Annotated in this window: 15 protein-coding genes; 6 read left to right on the forward strand and 9 right to left on the reverse strand. The window is 68.8% G+C overall.

The genetic code is table 11. The annotated features are described in order from the left end of the window. Positions 1–26: 26 nt before the first annotated feature. A complete protein-coding gene (locus IEW22_RS06245; protein WP_188585739.1) occupies positions 27–845 on the reverse strand; it encodes a DUF2185 domain-containing protein in 819 nt (272 codons plus the stop codon). Positions 846–912: 67 nt separating this feature from the next. Beyond that, positions 913–2,157, reverse strand: coding sequence for an aminotransferase family protein (locus IEW22_RS06250; RefSeq protein WP_188585740.1), 1,245 nt, complete (start codon positions 2,155–2,157; stop codon positions 913–915). 63 nt (positions 2,158–2,220) lie between these two features. Between IEW22_RS06250 and hrpA the strand changes: the two genes are divergently transcribed. Beyond that, the gene (gene hrpA, locus IEW22_RS06255) at positions 2,221–6,291 is read left to right on the forward strand and encodes an ATP-dependent RNA helicase HrpA (protein WP_188585741.1); all 4,071 of its coding nucleotides are present in this window, start codon (positions 2,221–2,223) and stop codon (positions 6,289–6,291) included. On the opposite strand, the gene nrdR is transcribed toward hrpA, so the two are convergent. Next, positions 6,275–6,847, reverse strand: a complete 573-nt coding sequence (gene nrdR, locus IEW22_RS06260; protein ID WP_188585742.1) for a transcriptional regulator NrdR — start codon at positions 6,845–6,847, stop codon at positions 6,275–6,277. The genes hrpA and nrdR overlap by 17 nt on opposite strands. A 145-nt stretch (positions 6,848–6,992) precedes the next feature. After that, a complete protein-coding gene (locus tag IEW22_RS06265; protein WP_188585743.1) occupies positions 6,993–7,565 on the reverse strand; it encodes a hypothetical protein in 573 nt (190 codons plus the stop codon). Between the two features lie 453 nt (positions 7,566–8,018). On the opposite strand from IEW22_RS06265, the gene lexA reads away from it, so the two are divergent. Continuing rightward, positions 8,019–8,687 carry a transcriptional repressor LexA gene (lexA, locus tag IEW22_RS06270; RefSeq protein ID WP_188585744.1) on the forward strand — a complete coding sequence of 223 codons (669 nt, stop codon included), beginning with the start codon at positions 8,019–8,021 and terminating at the stop codon, positions 8,685–8,687. A gap of 47 nt (positions 8,688–8,734) precedes the next feature. On the opposite strand, the gene IEW22_RS06275 is transcribed toward lexA, so the two are convergent. Beyond that, complete coding sequence (locus IEW22_RS06275; protein WP_188585849.1) at positions 8,735–10,402, reverse strand: phosphoenolpyruvate--protein phosphotransferase; 1,668 nt, start codon at positions 10,400–10,402, stop codon at positions 8,735–8,737. Positions 10,403–10,646: 244 nt separating this feature from the next. On the opposite strand from IEW22_RS06275, the gene IEW22_RS06280 reads away from it, so the two are divergent. From IEW22_RS06280 to IEW22_RS06295, 4 genes are all read left to right on the forward strand, one after another. After that, positions 10,647–11,435 (forward strand): DeoR/GlpR family DNA-binding transcription regulator, encoded by a 789-nt coding sequence (locus IEW22_RS06280; RefSeq protein WP_188585745.1) that lies wholly within the window; start codon positions 10,647–10,649, stop codon positions 11,433–11,435. Next, entirely contained in the window at positions 11,432–12,415 is a 984-nt protein-coding gene (locus tag IEW22_RS06285; RefSeq protein ID WP_188585746.1) for a 1-phosphofructokinase family hexose kinase, read from the forward strand. Before IEW22_RS06280 ends, IEW22_RS06285 begins: the two co-directional genes overlap by 4 nt. Positions 12,416–12,574: 159 nt before the next feature. Beyond that, on the forward strand, positions 12,575–14,731 hold the full coding sequence (locus tag IEW22_RS06290) for a PTS fructose transporter subunit IIABC (protein ID WP_188585747.1): 2,157 nt from the start codon (positions 12,575–12,577) through the stop codon (positions 14,729–14,731). A 74-nt stretch (positions 14,732–14,805) separates the two neighbouring features. Then, a complete protein-coding gene (locus IEW22_RS06295; RefSeq protein WP_188585748.1) occupies positions 14,806–15,063 on the forward strand; it encodes an HPr family phosphocarrier protein in 258 nt (85 codons plus the stop codon). Between the two features lie 25 nt (positions 15,064–15,088). Here IEW22_RS06295 and hflX read toward each other — a convergent pair whose 3' ends face one another. From hflX to IEW22_RS06315, 4 genes are all read right to left on the reverse strand, one after another. Then, a complete protein-coding gene (hflX, locus tag IEW22_RS06300; protein ID WP_188585749.1) occupies positions 15,089–16,564 on the reverse strand; it encodes a GTPase HflX in 1,476 nt (491 codons plus the stop codon). 83 nt (positions 16,565–16,647) lie between these two features. Further along, positions 16,648–17,535 carry a diaminopimelate epimerase gene (dapF, locus tag IEW22_RS06305; protein ID WP_188585850.1) on the reverse strand — a complete coding sequence of 296 codons (888 nt, stop codon included), beginning with the start codon at positions 17,533–17,535 and terminating at the stop codon, positions 16,648–16,650. Positions 17,536–17,594: 59 nt separating this feature from the next. After that, positions 17,595–18,506, reverse strand: a complete 912-nt coding sequence (gene miaA, locus IEW22_RS06310) for a tRNA (adenosine(37)-N6)-dimethylallyltransferase MiaA (protein WP_229742227.1) — start codon at positions 18,504–18,506, stop codon at positions 17,595–17,597. Next, complete coding sequence (locus IEW22_RS06315) at positions 18,503–19,306, reverse strand: class III extradiol ring-cleavage dioxygenase family protein (RefSeq protein WP_188585750.1); 804 nt, start codon at positions 19,304–19,306, stop codon at positions 18,503–18,505. Before IEW22_RS06315 ends, miaA begins: the two co-directional genes overlap by 4 nt. Between the last annotated feature and the right edge of the window lie 167 nt (positions 19,307–19,473).

Here is a 19,473-nt window from a genome sequence, read left to right on the forward strand (position 1 = left end):
GCCAGGTGATCTCAAGCCACGTGATCTCAGGCCAGCAGCCGGATTCCTGCGACCAGATCGAGCGCACGAGCCATGTCGGCCTCGGCGTCGATGTACGCCGCGACACGGACGTGGCCTGATCGGCCGACGACGATCGCATGCAGCGCCGGACAACGCGCGTCGGAATCCGCCTCGTGCAGCCGATACGAGACGTATTCGAGACCTCCGTCACGCCAACGCTTTTCGTCATAGCGGTCGGGTGAGCTCTGTGCCATGAGGGCATCGCAGCGCTGGTCCACACCGGCGGGGGCGACCGATCCGACTGCCATGAGCCACAGACTCAGCCCCGGTGACCACAACTGCACGGTGTCATCTTCCCGGCGGATGAAGGTGATGTTCTCGGTGGTGATGACCCAGCCGTCGGCAAACCGGAGGTCACCCGACACCGGGACGCATGCGGGGTCCGCGGGCGGCTCGTCGGACAGGGGTAGGAACCCCGACCCGTGACGAATCCAGCCGGTACCCACCGGGGCAGCCAGATAGGGCAGTATCGCGCGGTCATAGTTGGCGACGGTGTTGCACGAGACGAGGCTGGTGTTGCCGGGGTCGTCGACGTAGTCCTGCGTTTCATCACCGGCGAGAAATGACCAGCCGTCGACGTCTCGGGACATGTATCCCACCGGTGCGCCGTCGACGGTGATCCGGTCGGACACATAGCAGGCGACGTTCGGGGCGAGTCCGGCGACGATGTCCTCGCCGCGCAGTCGGTACCGCTTCTGGATCGGCCGATTCTGGGTCGGCCCCGAATTCTCGGTTGGCCGCGAATTCTGTGTCGGCCGCGAGCGGCCAGACCTGCGTCCCCACATCTGTGACGAATCCTCCGGATCTGGTGTGACACACCGGGAGTCGCCGGCGGGCCGAACCCGCGGCGGACTAGTCCAGCGCCCGGCCGATGGCTGCGGCCATCTCCTCGATCTGTTCGGTGGTCATCACGAACGAGGGTGAGATCTGCAGCGCGCCGGCGCCGGCCGCACGGCCGGACACTCCCTGCTTGCGCAGTGCACCCACCGCGGCCATCGCCGCCGGCGCGTCGGCGAGCTGTACTGCGGTGACCGCGCCGAGCCCGGTGCGGATCTCGTGGACCGCCGGATGCTCGATGAGCGGCGAGAAGTAGGTCGCTAGATCACGTTCGACCCGTGCAGCTTCGTCGAGAAGGTTCTCCCGCTCGACGATATCGAGGTTGGCCATCGCGGCGGCCGCCGCACCGGCATGCCCACCGTAGGTGTAGCCGTGCCGCCACCACACACCGCCGGAGAAGAACGGTTCGGCGACGGTCGGTGCCACGAACAGCGCACCCATCGGGACGTAGCCGCTGGTGAGCCCCTTGGCGGTGGTCATCATGTCCGGCTGCAGGTCAAAGCGCGTCGAGGCGAACCACTCGCCGCCGCCGATACGGCCGAAGCCGGTGACGACCTCGTCGGCCACGAACAACACGTCATTGTCGCGGCAGATCTGACGCACCTCGGCCAGATACCCCTCCGGCGGGAGGTAGATGCCGCCGGCGCCGATGATCGGCTCGCAGAAGAATGCGGCGATGTTGTCGGCGCCCACCCGCTCGATGAGACCCAGCAGGCTCTTGGCGTCATCCCAGTCGACCGTGGCCGCATCGGCCATCAGCTCGCCGTAGCCCTCGCGGTTGGGCGGCAGCCCCGACAGCGCGGTGCCGGCCACGTGCATGCCGTGATAGGCCTTGGTGCGGCCGACGATGATCTTCTTGTCCGGGCGCCCCATCTCATGCCAGTACCGACGCGCCAGTTTCGCCGCCGAGTCGATCGAGTCGCTGCCACCGGAGGTGAAGAAGATCTTGCTCCCCGGGACAGGTGCGATAGCGGTGAGTCGCTCGGCCAGCGCGAGCGTCACGTCGGAGGTGAGATCACCGAATCCCGAACAATGCGCCAGCGTCGACAGCTGCCGGGCGACCGCGTCGGCGATCTCGGTGCGGCCGTGCCCGACGTTGGTGAACCACAGGCCCGCCGTCGAGTCGAGGTAGCGGGTGCCCTCGGCGTCGAAGACGTAGGCACCCTCGCCACGGGCGACCACGAACGGCGACGCGCTCACGGCGCCCATGTCGGCGAAGCCGTGCCAGAGCGGATAGTCGGGCAGCTGCGGTGAGGTCATGGGAGCCATCATGCCAACCGCACGTCGCACGGTCGTCTGCCGCCCCATACCCTGGAAACCATCATGGCCTCTCGTTCCCAGGCGTCGCCGCGCCGCACACCGCCGCACACCGACCGCCCGAAGGCCGACCTGTCCGAACTCACCCTCGTCGACGAGCATCGCCTCTCCCGGCGCCGGGTGCGCAGCGACGCCGACGCGCAGCGTTTCGACCGCGACCTCGACCGGGCGCGCTCGCGGATCGCAGCACGCCGCGCGAACGTCCCGGTGATCTCCTTCCCCGACGATCTGCCGGTGTCTGCCGCCCGCGACGAGATCGCGGCCGCATTCGCAGAACACCAGGTGATCGTCGTCGCCGGCGAGACGGGCTCCGGTAAGACCACCCAGCTACCCAAGATCTGTCTGCAGGCCGGACGCGGTGTCCGCGGGATGATCGGGCACACCCAGCCCAGGCGTATCGCGGCGCGCTCGGTGGCCGAGCGAATCGCCGACGAGACCGGCACCGAGGTCGGCGACGCGGTGGGCTTCTCGGTGCGGTTCACCGACCGCGTCGGCGAGAACACGCTGGTCAAGGTGATGACCGACGGCATACTGCTGCGCGAACTCGGACGCGACTCGATGCTGCGCGCCTATGACACCCTCATCATCGACGAAGCGCATGAGCGCAGCCTCAACATCGACTACATCCTGGGCTATCTCAAACGGCTGCTTCCCCGGCGGCCGGATCTCAAGGTCATCATCACCTCGGCGACGATCGACCCCCAGCGATTCGCCGAGCACTTCTCCACCGACGACGACACCGTGCCGGTGCTCACCGTGTCCGGACGCACCTATCCGGTGGAGGTCCGCTACCGCCCGCTGTCGGCCGACGACATCGACGACGGCCGGGCCGCCGACGGCACCGACAGCGATATCGACGACACGGGCAGCGACGACACGGGCAGCGACGACCACGCCGACCTGGACCAGATCGCCGGGATCGACGCGGCGATCGACGAGTTGTGGTCGCATGCGCGCGGCGACATTCTCGTGTTCCTGCCCACCGAGCGTGACATCCGCGAGACAGCGGACGCGCTGCGCCACCGAGTGACCAAGGGTGCGCAGGTGGTCCCGCTGTTCGCACGACTGTCGGCGGCCGAGCAGCACAAGATCTTCACCCCCTCGGACGGTCGGCGCATCGTGTTGTCGACGAACCTCGCCGAGACCTCGCTGACCGTGCCGGGCATCCGCTACGTGATCGACACCGGCACCGCACGCATCTCCCGGTACTCCACCCGCACGAAGGTGCAGCGCCTGCCCATCGAGCCCATCTCCCAGGCCAGCGCACGCCAGCGAGCCGGCCGCTGCGGGCGCGTGGCCGAGGGCATCTGCATCCGGCTGTACTCCGAGCGGGACTTCGAAGCCCGGCCCGCGTTCACCGATCCCGAGATCCTGCGCACCAATCTCGCCGCGGTGATCCTGTCGATGACCGCGCTGCACCTCGGTGACATCGAGGAGTTTCCTTTCCTCCAACCCCCCGAGCACCGGTCGGTGCGCGACGGTGTGGCGCTGCTGACCGAGTTGGGGGCCTGGGAAGACCCGAATGCCGACACCCGAACCCTCAGTGCGGTCGGACGCGAACTCGCCCAGATCCCGGTCGACCCTCGGCTGGGCCGCATGCTGATCGAGTCGCGGGCCAACGGATGCCTCGACGAGATGCTCGTGATCGCCGCTGCGATGTCACTGCCCGACGTCCGCGAACGCCCCGCCGACCATCGCGAGGCCGCCGACACCGCACACCGGCGCTTCGTGGCGCCGGGGTCGGAGTTCCTGACCTATCTCGTCCTGTGGGACTACCTCGAACGGATGCGCACCGGACTGTCCGGGTCAGCGTTCCGTCGGCGATGTGAACGAGAGTTCCTGCACTGGTTGCGTATCCGCGAATGGCGCGACCTGCACCGCCAGCTGACCGAGATCGTGGTCGAACTGGGCTGGAGCCCCACCGCGGTGCCGTCCCGCCGGGATCAGCGATCGCGCCGATCGCAGACGCACCCGGGGCAGCCGCGCGGTGGTGCGGGCTCGTCGCCGGAGCCATCCGCACAGGAGCCGATCGAACCCCGACCCGTCTACGAGAAACTCGACGCCGCGGGGATCCACCGCGCGATCCTGTCAGGATTGCTCAGCCAGATCGGCGTGCGCGAAGGCGACACCCGCGAGTTCCTGGGAGCCCGCGGTACCCACTTCGCGATCTTCCCCGGCTCGTCGCTGGCCAAGAAGCCGCCACGCTTCGTGATGGCCGGCGAGGTGGTGGAGACCTCGCGTCTCTGGGCCCGCACCGCCGCGGCGATCGAACCCGAATGGGCCGAGCAACTCGCGCCGAACCTGGTCAAACGCACCTACTCCGAACCGCACTGGTCTGCCAAACGCGGATCGGCGGTGGCCTACGAGCGGGTCACGCTGTTCGGAGTGCCGCTGGTGACCCGGCGGCCGGTCAACTTCGGCCGCATCGACCCCGAGCAGTCCCGCGAACTGTTCATCAGGCACGCACTGGTCGACGGCGAATGGCGCACGCACCACGCGTTTTTCGAGCACAATCGCGCACTGCTCGACGACGCCGGCGAGATGGAGGACCGCGCCCGCCGGCGCGACATCGTCATCGACGCCGACGCCCTGTACGACTTCTACGATCGCCGGATCCCCGCAGATGTGGTCTCCACACGACATTTCGACAACTGGTGGAAGAAGGCGCGCTCGAGCGATCCGACGCTGCTGGATCTGAGTCCCGCAGCCGTCGCAGGAAGCGGGCTGTCCCCCAACGATTTCCCGACCGCCTGGCAGCAGGGCGACCTTCGCTTCGATCTGCACTACCGTTTCGAACCGGGCACCGTCGACGACGGGGTGACCGTGCGGATCCCCGCACCGCTCGCGCCGCGCGTGCGCAACTCCGGCTTCGACTGGCTGGTACCGGGGTTTCGCCACGAGCTGGTGGTCGCGCTGATCCGCACACTCCCCAAACAACTTCGTCGCCACGTGGTGCCCGCGCCCGACATCGCCGACACGGTGCTGGCACGACTCACGCCGCGCCGCGAACCGCTGCTGGCCGGCCTCGCGCGTGAGATCACCGCGCTCGTGGGCACCGCCATCCGCCCCGAGGACTTCGATCCCACCCGTCTGCCGACCCACTTGCAGATGCATTTCGCTCTGGTCGACAAGACCGGTGCGGTGATCGCATCCGCTGACTCCCTCGCCGATCTGATCTCGACACCGGACGCGACGACACCGGCGATCAGCCGAACGGTCGGTGGGCGCGCGTACACCACCTGGACTACGGACGGCCTCGGGACGCTCGCCGACTCCACCACCGAAACCGTAGCCGGACAACAGGTCACCAGCTATCCGGGATTAGCGCGCACCGGCGACGCCGTCGCGCGGCACAATTATCCCGACCGCCGACGCCGCGACGAGGGGACCCGCGAGGCGATCATCGCCCTCGTCTGTGCGGCGGTACCACCGCCGGGTCGGGCCGCGATCTCCGCACTGCCGACCACCGCCCGACTGGCCCTGAGCATGAGCCCGTACACATCCACCGATGCGTTGCTGCGCGACTGCACCCGCTGCGCCGTGGCGGCGACCGTGCCCGCCGATGTCACCGGCGTTCGCACCGCGGCCGCCTTCGCCCGACTCGTCGAATCGGTGCGACCACACGCCTCGTCGCTGGCGATCACCGTCCTCGACACCGTCACCGAGGCGCTGGCGCGCGTCGGGCCGGTGCGGGAACGACTCCGTGTCACCCCGGCACCGATTCGCGACGACGTGGCCGAGCAGCTCGACAATCTCGTCTTCGACGGTTTCGTCTCATCCACCCCGTACGCACACATGCGCGCGCTGCCCCGCTACCTCGACGGAATCATCGAACGCCTCGATCAGCTTCCCGGATCGGCGACCCGGGATGCGTCGTCGATGGCGGTGATCGATCGGGTGACCGCACGGTGGAACGACCATGTGAACGCGCTGCCCGCCGACCGACGTGACCACGCGAATGACGAGATCGGGTGGATGGTGGAGGAATTGCGCGTGGGTCTGTTCGCACAACGGCTCGGCACCGCCTATCCGGTATCGGAGAAGCGGGTGCTGCGCGCAATCAGCGCGGTACGCTGACTTCCTCAGAATCTGCTGCCGCGTCGGCACGTTCGGCGTCGACACTTTCGGCCTTGTCAGCAGCTGACGCATCGACCCCGGTGGACGTACGACCGTCCGTGGCGTCCTGAGCAGGCCGAGTGCGCAGATCGTCGATCTCGCGCTGGAAGTCGTCGACCGATTCGAACGAGCGGTACACCGACGCAAAGCGCAGATAAGCCACCTCGTCGAGTTCGCGCAGCGGCCCGAGGATCGCCAGGCCCACTTCATTACTGGGGACCTCCGCCGAACCGGAACCGCGGACAGTGTCCTCCACCTGGGCGGCGAGCTTTTGCAGACGATCCTCGTCGACGTCGCGCCCCTGGCACGCCCGCCGCACACCCCGCATGACCTTCTCGCGACTGAACGGCTCGCTGACACCGTTGCGTTTGACCACCGCAAGGACGGCACTTTCCACCGTCGTGAAGCGGCGGCCGCACTCCGGGCACGAGCGACGCCGGCGGATCGCCTGCCCCTCGTCGGCGACGCGCGAGTCGACGACCCGCGTGTCCTCGTGTTTACAGAAGGGGCAGTGCATCGGTGTGTCCTTGTGCCGGTTGCGTGGGCACCCCCGCTCGTCACCGGCAGGAGCACGGTGCGCCGTATCGGCGCCACCCAGTACCTCCGACAATACCGCCACAGCCGACACCGACCTGCGCCCTCGCACACCCGTCACCGACGTGTCAGCCGTGGTAGACGGGAACGAGCAGCGCCACCGACGCCGGGGCCACCTGCACACCGTCAAGATGGTTGAGACGACGGATGACCGCGACCGAGTCGGACACACGCTCGGCCGGTGCCGTCCGCGCGGCGAGATCGTGCAGCGATTCGCCGGCCGCGGCCGACACCACCGCCGTGCCGACCTGCGCCGGCGGCTCATGCGACTGCTCGAGTGCACTGCCGACGACGGCGAAGACGGCCACCAGCACCGCGAGCAGCACACCGGCTCCAATGCCGGCCCACCAACTCCTCGACCCCCATCGAGTGCCCGGCCGCAGCGAGGACGCGGCGCGGGTCCGTAGGGCGTCTGAACCCGCCATCCCGTCACATACGGTGGCCGAACGCGTCGCGACGTGGGCGCGACGATCGGTCGGGCGCGTCCGCGAGCCCGGGGTCCGACGGCGTTCGGGAACAGTCGGTGCGGCCGCGGTGCGCGTTCGAACACTGCCGGCCGACGATGCGGACCGTGCGGGCGCGAACAGCTCACTGAGAACAGGATCCATCGCGGGGGCCGGATCGAGAAGTGCACGTGTCATGGGATTCTTCCTCCGGAGTCGCATCCTGGCCCCACCGGGGAGGATGTCTGTGGCGTCGGTGTCCACCCTTCGAACACGAGACCCCGACAGGGTCGCTCAGGCGTTCGATGGAATGTACGTTCGATTACTATCACCCGGCTCCGACAAAGACGCAACCCCGAACTTCGGCCGACACGCAGAGAACGCGCATTCGACACACTCTCGAACAGGTGTTTGATACGCTGACGGCGTCGTCGGAGTGTTCGGCGCGCCCCGGACAACGTGGCCGGCCGCACACCGGCCCGACGTCGAGCGTCCCGCCGAACACCCGCTATCTCGTCATCGACCGCGTCACCCGAGAACCAGCGTCACCAGAACACCCAGCGTCACCCGAGAACCCGCGTCACAAAAGAACCAGCGTCACCGGATCCACGCCGCACCGGCATCTGCGGCAACCGCACCGAGGAGGCACACATGGCCGACCAGTCCACCACCGACGATTCCGCGGAAGCGAGTCTGACCCCCAGACAGCGGGCGGTACTCGACGTCATCCGCGATTCGGTGCGCGACCGGGGGTACCCGCCGAGCATCCGCGAGATCGGCGATGCGGTGGGATTGCAATCGACGTCGTCGGTGGCACATCAACTGCGCACCCTGGAGCGCAAGGGATTCCTCAAGCGCGACCACAATCGTCCCCGCGCGGTGAACGTGGCCGGGGAGTCGCCTCAGCAGGATTCAGCAGCGCTGGTCGCCGCGGGTGAGCTGCCCACACCGACCTTCGTGCCCGTCCTGGGCCGTATCGCGGCCGGGGGCCCGATCCTGGCCGAACAGGCCGTCGAAGACGTCTTCCCGCTCCCCCGTGAACTGGTCGGCGAGGGCTCGCTGTTCCTGCTGAAAGTGGTCGGCGAGTCGATGATCGACGCGGCGATCTGCGACGGCGACTGGGTGGTGGTGCGGCAGCAGAACGTGGCCGACAACGGCGACATCGTCGCCGCCATGATCGACGGCGAGGCCACCGTGAAGACCTTCCACCGCTCCAAGGGTCACGTCTGGCTGATGCCGCACAACCCTCTCTTCGAGCCGATCCCCGGTGATGACGCCGCCATTCTCGGCAAGGTCGTCACCGTCATGCGCCGCGTCTGATCCATCCGCCGCGTCTGATTTATCCGCCGCGTCTGAATTATCCGCCGTCAGTGCGGATGGATCACCGCCTCGGCCGCGGCACGGGCGGCGGCCGGGTCCGACGTGGCACACGCGGCGCGTGCCGCGTCGCGGCAGGTCTGCAGGGTCAGTGTCGACAGCGCCGACCCGACCGCGGCCGCAGCCGCGGGCGCGCATGACAGCGACGTGACGCCGAGTCCCACCAACACCGGCGCCAGCAACGGGTCGGCAGCGGCCTCACCGCACACCCCCACCGGAGTGCCGGTGCGCGTACCCGCTGAGCCCACCGTCGCGATGAGCGAGAGCACCGCTGGCTGCCACGGGTCGGTCAGCGCTGCGAGCGCCGGTGACATCCGATCGGCGGCCATCGTGTACTGGGTGAGGTCGTTCGTGCCCAACGACACGAAATCCACTTCGGCCATCACAGCCTCGGCGAGCAGTGCCGCGGCGGGTACTTCGATCATCACGCCCGGGATCAGTCCCCGACTCCGCACCGCCGCTGCGAAGGTGCGCGCCTCGGCGGCGGTCGCGATCATCGGCGCCATCACCCACGGTGTGGTGTCGGTGGCGGCCGCTGCCGCGGCGATCGCGTCGAGCTGATCGTCGAGCAACTCCGGATACGGTGTGGCCATGCGGATTCCGCGCACTCCGAGGGCCGGATTGGCCTCAGTGTCTCCGGGCGCGAAGGCAAGTGGTTTGTCAGATCCCGCGTCGAGCGTGCGGATCACCACCTTCTGACCGTCGAATGCGTCAAGGACGTCTCGATAGAGCGCGGTCTGTTCGGCGACCGTCGGAGCCGACGTGCGGTCGAGAAAGGCCAGCTCGGTGCGGAACAATCCCACACCCTCCACCGGCGCCGAGGCCGCGGCGTGTGCGGAGACGCCGTCGGCCACGTTGGCCAGGACCGCCACCGGATGCCCATCGGCCGTATGGCCCGGACCCTGCCACCGCGAGATGGCCTCCGCGCGCTCTGCCGCCCGCGCCACCTCCCCACGGGCGTCATCAGGGTCGGGCGCGATGTCGATCACCCCACGACCGCCGTCGACGAGCACCAGTGTCGCCGAAGGGATCTCGTGGAGACGCGGGACCGCCACCACGCAGGGGATGCCGAGCTGACGCGCGATGATCGCGGTGTGGCTCGTCGGTCCCCCCAGACGTGTGACCAGTGCGATCACCCGCGACGGATCGAGCCCCGCGGTATCGGCCGGGGCGAGGTCGTCGGCACACAGGATCGAGGGCACCTCGGGTGTCGGCACTCCCGGTTCGGGCAGACCGTCGAGTTCGGCGAGCACGCGGTCACGGACGTCGAGCAGGTCGGTCACTCGCTCCGCCATCAGCCCACCCAGCTGCGTGAACAGCGTCGTGAACTTCTCGGTCGCTGCCACCGTCGCCACCGGCGCCGGCGTGCCGGATGCGATCAACGCCGTTGCCGCACCGATCCAGCCACGATCCTGGGCCAGTGCCGCGGTCGCTGTCAGCACCTCCGCGGCCGCACCGGAGCTCGCCGACGCCCGCCCACGCAGGCGGTCGGCGACAGTGGCCGCAGCCTCGACGAATCGGGTCGACTCGGCGTCCCGGAGATCGTCGGGTAGTGACGCGGCGTCGGCGGAGGGCAGAGTCGGGCGCGATGCCGGCCACAGCACCGGGCCGTAGGCCACACCGGGGACCACCGGGGTACCGGCGAGCTCGGTGGTCATGCCTGCCGAGGGCGCACCCGCTGACCTGAGCGGCTTCTCCGTGTCCACAGCGGCCAGATGGTCGGAGCGGGCGGGGTTGTCAGTGACTTCACTGTTCACTTTCAGATCCTCCTGTGATCGGCCGCACAATTATTGCTTGACTTGCCAACAGACTCAAGTGTAAAACCAACCATACACAGATTGAAACCCACAATTTTCCACACCGCCCGAGCAACGGTCGAACCACGAGCAGAGAAGAGGGACTGTGTACGCAGAGGAACGGCAACGCGCGATCGCCGACCTGATCACCGAACACGGGCGGGCGGCTGTCAACGAACTCGCCGAACGCTTCGCGGTGACCGGCGAGACGGTGCGCCGGGATCTCGACGTCCTCGAGCGATCCGGGCACCTGCGTCGCGTACACGGTGGCGCCGTCCCGATGCGAGCGATCCGGATCGCCGAGTCGGGGGTCGACGTCCGCGCCGAGACCAACCCCGCGGACAAGCGTGCGATCGGTGCCGCGGCCGCCCGGTTCGCCCCGCACGATGGCGGCACCCTGCTCATCGACGCCGGGACCACCACGATCGAGGCGGCCCGGTCACTACCCCGCGACCGCACCCTGTCGGTGTTCACCAACTCGGTGGCCGTCGCCGGCGTGCTCGCGATGACGATGACCGCCGGTCGAGGCGGCCACACCCTCGATCTGCACATTCTCGGTGGACGTGTGCGCGGACTGACCCAGGCGGCCGTCGGCGTGAGTGCCGTCAGCGCGCTGGCCCGCCTGCGGGTGGACGTCGCATTCGTGGGAACCAACGCATTGAGCGTCGGGCAGGGCCTCGCCACGCCCGACCCCGACGAGGCCGCGGTGAAAGCCGCGATGATCGCCGCCGCCAATCGTGTGGTGGTGCTCTGCGATTCGAGCAAACTCGAACGCGACGACGTGGTGAGTTTCGGCTCCCTCGACGACATCGATGTCCTCGTCACCGACGACGGCATCACCACCGAGTTCTCACATGAACTGACCGACAAGGGAGTCGAGGTGGTGATCGCATGATCGTCACGGTGACCGCGAATCCGAGCATCGATCGCACGATCGCCCTGGCGGCGACGCTGACCCGTGGGGCGGTGCTGCGTGCATCCGGCTCCCGGCGCGAACCCGGCGGCAAGGGCATCAACGTCGCACGTGCGGTGGCCGCAGCCGGCGACGACGTGTGCGCGCTGTTCCCCGCCGCGGCCGACGACCCACTGGTGACCGAGCTGATCGCCGACGGTCTGCCGCACGCCTGCGTCCCGGTCCCCACCGAGGTCCGCACCAACCTGACCGTGACCGAAGGCGACGGGACCACCACCAAGATCAATCTGCCCGGCACCGCGTGGACCGACACCACCCGGGCGCAGTTCACCGAGCTCATCGTCTCGCGCGCGTCCGGGGCGGACTGGGTGGCGTTGTGCGGGTCGCTGCCGCCGGGGGTGCCTGAGGACTGGTACGTCCAGCTCATCGTCGGGTTACGCGGACTGGGCTGCCGTATCGCCGTCGACACCTCCGACGCTCCGCTGTGTGCGCTCGCCGCCTCGTTCGACACGGCCGCCCCGCATCTGCTCAAGCCGAACGGCCATGAGCTCGCCCAGCTCGTGAACGCACCATCGGCGGTCGATGCCGACGACCTCGAGACCCGCGCCGCCGCCGGCGACCTCACCCCCGCCCTCGACGCGGCCGCGACGCTGCACGAACGTTCCGGCGCCGCGGTCCTCGCGACGCTCGGGGCTGCCGGAGCCCTGCTCGTCACCGACGAGGGCGCCTGGTTCGGGACGCCCCCGCCGATCGAGCCCCGTAGCACCGTCGGTGCCGGCGATTCATCGCTGGCCGGCTACCTGTTGGCCGACACCCACGGACTGCCCCCCGAGCAGCGGCTGGCCCTGGCGATCTCCTACGGGGCCGCGGCCGCCGCACTCCCGGGAACCCAGCCACCCCAGCCCACGATGGTGAACCCGTCCGAGGTGACGATCACCACACTGACCTCTGGAGCCGCCTGACCGCGCTCAACGGTGCCCGCGATTCCCAGAAACCGACATCGTCATCGTCGCCGGCTCCCCGCCGGCACGGTTCCCGTCGCGACCAGCGATCACGGCGATGTCACGTCCCCAGAGAGAAAATCCGATCCACGCACGGGTCGGCACAACGAAAGTCAGACCATGACAGAAAGCATCATCACCACCGACCTGGTGGCACTCGACGTCGATGCGGGCCCGGACAAGGCGGCTGTGATCTCCCGTCTCGCCAACCTGCTCGCGGAGGCCGGCCGGGTGAGCGGCACCGAGGGTGTCGTCGCAGCCGCGCTGTCCCGCGAGGAACAGTCCCCCACGGGGCTTCCCGGCGGACTGGCGATCCCGCACTGCAGGGTCGCCGAGGTCCGCACGGCCAGCCTGGCCTTCGCGCGGCTGGCCCCGGCGGTGGACTTCGGGGCACCCGACGGTCCGGCCGATCTGGTGTTCCTCATCGCCGCACCCGAACACGGTGCCAGCGATCACATGCGTCTGCTCAGTTCGCTGGCGCGTGCCCTCGTGCGACCGGACTTCGTGGCGGCCCTGCGTGCGGCCGACTCGGCCGCCGACATCGTGGCGCTGGTCGACGATGTGGTCTCGGCCCGCCCGGCTTCCGGCGCTGCGACGGCGGGGGCCTCCGCCGCCGCCCAGCACGGCGGTGGCACGGCAACACTGACCGCCCCCGCCCCGACCACGACACAGACCGACGCCACCGACGCCACGGCCGATGAGGTCGCCGACCCCGCAACAGCCCAGCCCACCGGTTCCGGAGATGCCGCACACCGGCCGCGACTGGTCGCCGTGACCGCCTGCCCCACCGGCATCGCACACACCTACATGGCAGCGGATTCGCTGACGATGGCCGGCGAACGTGCCGGGGTGGACATCGCGGTGGAGACCCAGGGATCGGGTAACGACACACCGTTGCCGCAGTCGCGGATCGATGCTGCCGACGCGGTGATCTTCGCCGTCGATGTCGGTGTGCGCGACCGGGAACGGTTCGCGGGAAAGCCCCTCGTGTCCGGGACCACCAACCGTGCCATCAACAATTCCGATGCGATGGTCGCCGACGCCATCGCCGCCGCAGGAGATCCGAACGCCACACGCGTCGCCGGGGACGCCGCGGCGACAGAGACGTCCGGCGCAGGCGGTCAGGGTCTGGGTACACAGCTCAAGGCGGCGCTGCTGACCGGTGTGAGCTACATGATCCCGTTCGTCGCGGCCGGCGGTCTGCTCATCGCACTGGGCTTCCTGCTCGGCGGATACAAGCTGGGTCTCACGCCTGAGGGCGCCACCGATCCGCTGGGGTACACGGTCGCGCTGCACAACAGCCTGTGGCACCTCCCCTCTGGCGGTGTCCTGCAGTATCTCGGCGGCGTGTCGTTCTACCTCGGCAAGCTGGCGTTCTTCTTCCTCGTGCCCGCACTGGCCGGCTACATCGCCTACGCGATTGCCGGACGACCCGGTCTCGCACCAGGATTCACCGCGGGCTATGTCGCGGTGGTCATCGGCGCCGGCTTCATCGGCGGACTGGTCGGCGGTCTGCTCGCCGGTGTGGTCACCCTGTACGTGAGCAAGATCCCGCTGCCCAAGTGGGCCAAGGGTCTGATGCCGGTGGTGATCATCCCGTTCCTGGCCACGCTGATCACCGGCGCGATCATGTTCCTGTTCCTCGGCCGCCCGCTGGCGTGGATCACCACCGAGCTGACCAACTGGCTGGGCAGCCTCGACGGCACCTCACGCATCCTCCTCGGCGTGATCCTGGGCCTGATGATGTGCTTCGATCTCGGCGGGCCGGTCAACAAGGCCGCCTACGCCTTCGCGGTACAGGGCATCGCCACCGGCAGCGCCGCGGACCTGCGCATCATGGCTGCGGTCATGTGCGCCGGGATGGTGCCGCCCCTGGCCATGGCACTGGCGACCGCCGTACGCCCCGGCCTGTTCAACGAGGCCGAACGCGAGAGCGGTAAGGCCGCATGGCTGTTGGGCGCCTGCTTCATCTCCGAAGGAGCCATCCCGTTCGCCGCGGCCGACCCGCTGCGCGTGATCCCGTCGATGATGGCCGGCGGAGCGGTCAGCGGCGGGCTCATCATGCTGCTCGATGTGCAGCTGCGGGCACCCCATGGCGGCATCTTCGTGTTCTTCGCCATGAACAACTGGGTGTGGTTCCTGGTGGCGCTCGCGGCCGGAACAGTCATCGCCGCGGCGATCGTGGTGGTACTCAAGGAGATCCGTCAGCGCACACGCAGGTCGGCGGACGCCACACCAACGACTGCAGCCGTGGCGAACACCGCGGTGACCGCATGAGCACCGCTCATGTGACCGCGCGAGCCGCGCACACTATCGTCGACACCGCATACATTCCAGGAGAGGGAGTCACCATGAGCAGCACGACCGTCGTCGTCGGATCCGCAGTCGGACTGCATGCACGTCCGGCCACCCTGATCGCCGAGGCGGTCGCCGACTCGGGCGTGCCGGTGACCCTGGCGCTGCAGGGCGGGGACCCCGTCGATGCCGGGTCGGCGCTGATGATCATGACCCTGGGCGCCGAGAAGGGGATGAAAGTGGTGGTCAGCTCCGACGATCAGGCCACACTGGACAAGATCGCCGACATGGTCGCCACCGATCTCGACGCCTGAGCGTCATCCGCGGACCTGGCCGGCCTCACAGTGTGAGGTCGGCCAGTTGTCCTGCGACCGCCGACGGGACGCGAACCGTCAGCAACGTGCCCTCGGAGTCGTGTTCGGTGTGCAGCACCTCGCCCTCGGCGTGCAGCCGCGACACGAGATCTCCGCGTGAGAACGGAACGCGGACTTTGACTTCCACGTCGTCTCGGCCGATCACCGCACGCACACGATCGAACAGTTCCGGCAGGCCCGCACCGGTGTGCGCGGAGACGAACACCGCATCCCCGAACTCACTGCGCAGCCCAGCCAACGTCAGCGGGTCGGCGGCGTCGATCTTGTTGAAGACCAGGATCTCCGGTGGCATCGTGGCGTTCTCCTCGGAGACCACATCGTCGATCACCCGCCGGACCGCGTTGATCTGCCCGATCGGGAACTCGTCGGATGCATCGACCACGTGCAGCAGCAACTCCGCGTCGACCACCTCCTCGAGTGTCGATCGGAATGCCTCGACGAGCTGGGTGGGAAGGTGGCGGACGAATCCGACCGTGTCGGTGAACACCACCTCGCGGCCGTCGTCGAGGGTGGCACGACGAGTCGTCGGGTCCAGCGTGGCGAACAGTGCATTCTGCACGAGGACACCGGCTCCGGTCATCGCGTTGATGAGGCTCGATTTTCCGGCGTTGGTGTATCCGACGATCGTGATCGCCGGCACGCCGACCTCGCGGCGATGATGGCGTTTGACCGTACGCGCGGTCTTCATCTCGCGGATCTCTCTGCGCAACTTGGCCATCCGCTCACGGATACGCCGACGGTCGGTCTCGATCTTGGTCTCACCGGGTCCGCGCAGACCCACACCGCCATTGCTGCCGGCTCGACCGCCGGCCTGACGCGACATCGACTCACCCCAGCCGCGCAGTCGCGGGAGCATGTATTCCATCTGCGCCAGCGACACCTGTGCCTTGCCCTCACGCGAGGTCGCGTGCTGGGCGAAGATGTCGAGGATGAGCGCGGTCCGGTCGATCACCTTGACCTTGACCACTTTCTCCAGCGCGTTCAGCTGGGCGGGGGTCAGCTCGCCGTCGGCGATGACGGTGTCGGCACCGGTCGCGAGGACGATCTCACGCAATTCGACGGCCTTGCCCGATCCGATGTAGGTCGCCGGATCCGGTCGGTCACGCCGCTGGATGACGGCCTCCAACACGACCGACCCGGCGGTCTCGGCGAGTGCGGCCAGTTCGGTCATGCTCGCATTGGCCTGCCGGGCGCTTCCCTCGGTCCACACCCCTACCAGCACGACCCGCTCGAGTCGCAGCTGGCGGTATTCGACCTCGGTGACGTCGGAGAGTTCGGTGGACAGCCCTGCAACACGCTGCAGTGAGCTGCGCTCGTCGAGTTGGAGTTCGCCGGTTGTCGGTTGCGTCGTACTGGTCACGTAATCCTTGTTCGGTGTCAGTGGAGCTTCGGTGTCAGTGGAGCATTCGGGCCGCCAGCGAGTCGCCGACGGCCATCCCATCGTCTCACTGTCTCAACGTCGGACGCATCCGATTTGTGCCCGCCGCTCACACGTGACGGGCACACCGTGGTCGCGCATCCAGCTCAGGAGGTGGTCCATCCGGCGGTGAGTCTGCCCGTCGCGACCAGCCGAGACGGGCCGCGCAGCGTTGCCGAACCGTCGCTGAACTCCACATCGACCACACCGCCGGGCACCCGCACGGTCAGCGCACCGGCGCGTGGTGCGGCCCCGTCGGCACCGCGCAGGGCCGCTGCGGCTGCGGCGACGATGCCGGTTCCGCAGCTGCGCGTCTCCCCGACCCCCCGTTCGACGACGCGCATGTCGACCGCACCCTCGTGGACCGGAGTGAGGATCTCCACGTTGGCCCCGGCCGGGAAGACGTCGGAATCGACGGCCACGACGTCGGGCAGCACCAACGCGTCGAGGGCGGGTTTGTCCAGCCCCTCCACGACGCAGGCCAGATGCGGGTTGCCGACATCGACGACGACCCCGGCCACGGTGCGCCCTGCAACATCGGCCTTCGATTCCCCGGTGAGTCGGACCGGGCCCATCTCGACGGTGACGTCGGCGGTGTGACCGTCGGCATGCCACACGTGCACCGGGCGGGCACCGGCGCGCGTACCCACTGTGAACTCGCTGGCGGAGACCAGCCCGGAGGCCACGAGGTAGTGGGCGAATACGCGCACGCCGTTGCCGCACATCTCGGCGATCGAACCGTCGCCGTTGCGGTAGTCCATGAACCAGTCGTCGGCGGCGACCGCCGCGGGCAGTTCATCGAGCACCCCGGCGGCGACCAGTGCACCCGCCCGCGCCACCCGCAGCAGTCCGTCCGCGCCCAGGCCGGCCCGGCGATCGCAGAGTGTCGCGACCGCGACGGGGCTCAGATCGAGTGCGACGTCGAGATCGGGCAATACGACGAAATCGTTCTCGGTGCCGTGCGCCTTGACGAATTCCGGCCCGCTGGCCTGCAGTGATCCCACGAGATCAAGCCTAACCTCATGCACCGACCCGCCTCATGCACCAACCGACCTCATGCACCGACGGCGATCTGCTCGGCGGCGCGCACGAGTTCGGGGTCGGATGCGTCGAGCCAGCGCACCCGCGGGTCGCGGCGAAACCACGACCGCTGCCTGCGGACGTAGCGACGTGTACCCGACGTGGTCAGTTCCTGCGCCGTGGCCATCGGATATTCGCCGTCGAGTGCCGCGAGCACCTGTGCGTAGCCGATGGCCCGCGCGGCGGTGAGCCCCGAACGCAGGCCCTGACCCAGCAGTGCGCGCACCTCGTCGACGAGTCCGGAATCGAACATCGCCTGCGTACGCACCGCGATGCGGGCGTCGAGTTCGGGGGTGTCGCGGTCGAGTCCGATGATCCTGGTGCCCCACCGCGGCTCTCCCTTGCGCGGGGCCGACGCTGCGAACGGTTGCCCGGTCAACTCGACCACCTCCAGTGCCCGCACGATGCGGCGACCGTCGGTGGGCAGGATGGTGCGCGCGGCGACGGGATCCACCTCGGCCAGCCGGTCGTGCATCACCGCGACGCCCAGCTGCTCCAGATCCTCCTCGAGCCGACCGCGCAGCACCGGATCGGTGGCGGGGATTCGCCACTCATCAAGCAACGCTTGGATGTACATCATCGAGCCGCCGACGATCACCGGTGTCACGTCGCGTGCGAGCATCTCCTCGATGTCGGCCGACGCGGCCTCCTGATACCGCGCGACCGTCGCGGTGGTGGTCACATCGAGGACGTCGAGCTGGTGGTGGACGATACCGCGACGCTCCTCGATCGGGAGTTTGGCGGTTCCGATGTCCATCCCGCGGTACTGCTGCATCGCATCGGCGTTGACGATCTCGCCGCCGAGACGTTCGGCCAGCTCGAGTGACAGGTCGGATTTGCCGCCGGCGGTGGGTCCGATGACCGCAACCGGGGCCACGGCACTCACCGGCCGGCCTTTCCGGCCTCCGGCGCACCACCGGCGGGGGCAGGGGTGGGAGCAAGTCGCCCCACCAGATAGCCAACCCCCAGCGGCGCATCGCGGTAGTCCACCTCGACCGACAGCTGCGGCTGGTCGCCGAGCAGGCCGGTGACGACCTGGAATGCGGCACGTCCGCCGTACCCGAACCGGTCGGCCTGTGCGGTGGTCATGGACGTGATGGCAGAGAGGTCGCCCCTGGTCAGGGCATCGTCGACCGTGTCCTGGAACTCACGCGCCCCCGCCACCGGTCCACCGGGCGCCTTGTCGGTCAGCCGGATCGAGCCGTCGGCGACCAGCAGCACGCCGACCGGCCCGGGTGTGGCGTCGATGCGATGACGCAGCTCCTTACCGATCTGACGGCATTCCTCCGGCGCGGTCCGGGCATCGACGAGACCGATGAGAGAGGCGTCGAGGTCGATCTCGACACTCGTGGGCCCGACGACCTCACCGCGCAGCCACCCGGCAATGAGCAGCGGCAGAGGCATCTCCGGGTCGGGGGCGGCACTCGACCCGTCGGAGTTCGCCGATCGCAGCGTGACCACCACATCGCGGCCGAACCCTCGGAAGGTTCCGATGCCGCCTGTCCGCGCCGGTCCCGCGTGGGTGTCGTCGATACCCACCACCACCCACGACGGCGCGGCCTGGGCGAGCCGGCGTACCCGGGCGACGGCGGCCGCACGCACCGCAGCGATCTCGAGGGCACCGGCGCCGGCGAGCTCCGGGACGAGTACGGGTGCGGCGGGCACCACAGCCACATCGGTCAGCACGGCATTCACGCTAGACGACGATCACCGCCTCACCCGCCTCACGCACGGGGGTAGCGAGTGACGCGGGTGGCGCGTATGCGCCACCGCGACACGTATCGGCCGACGACCTGTTTGAATGGAGGAAACCGGGTCGGCATCGGCGCGGGGACTGGTCGGGACGGCAGCCG

The organism is Gordonia jinhuaensis, from assembly GCF_014639795.1.
Taxonomy (GTDB): domain Bacteria; phylum Actinomycetota; class Actinomycetes; order Mycobacteriales; family Mycobacteriaceae; genus Gordonia_B; species Gordonia_B jinhuaensis.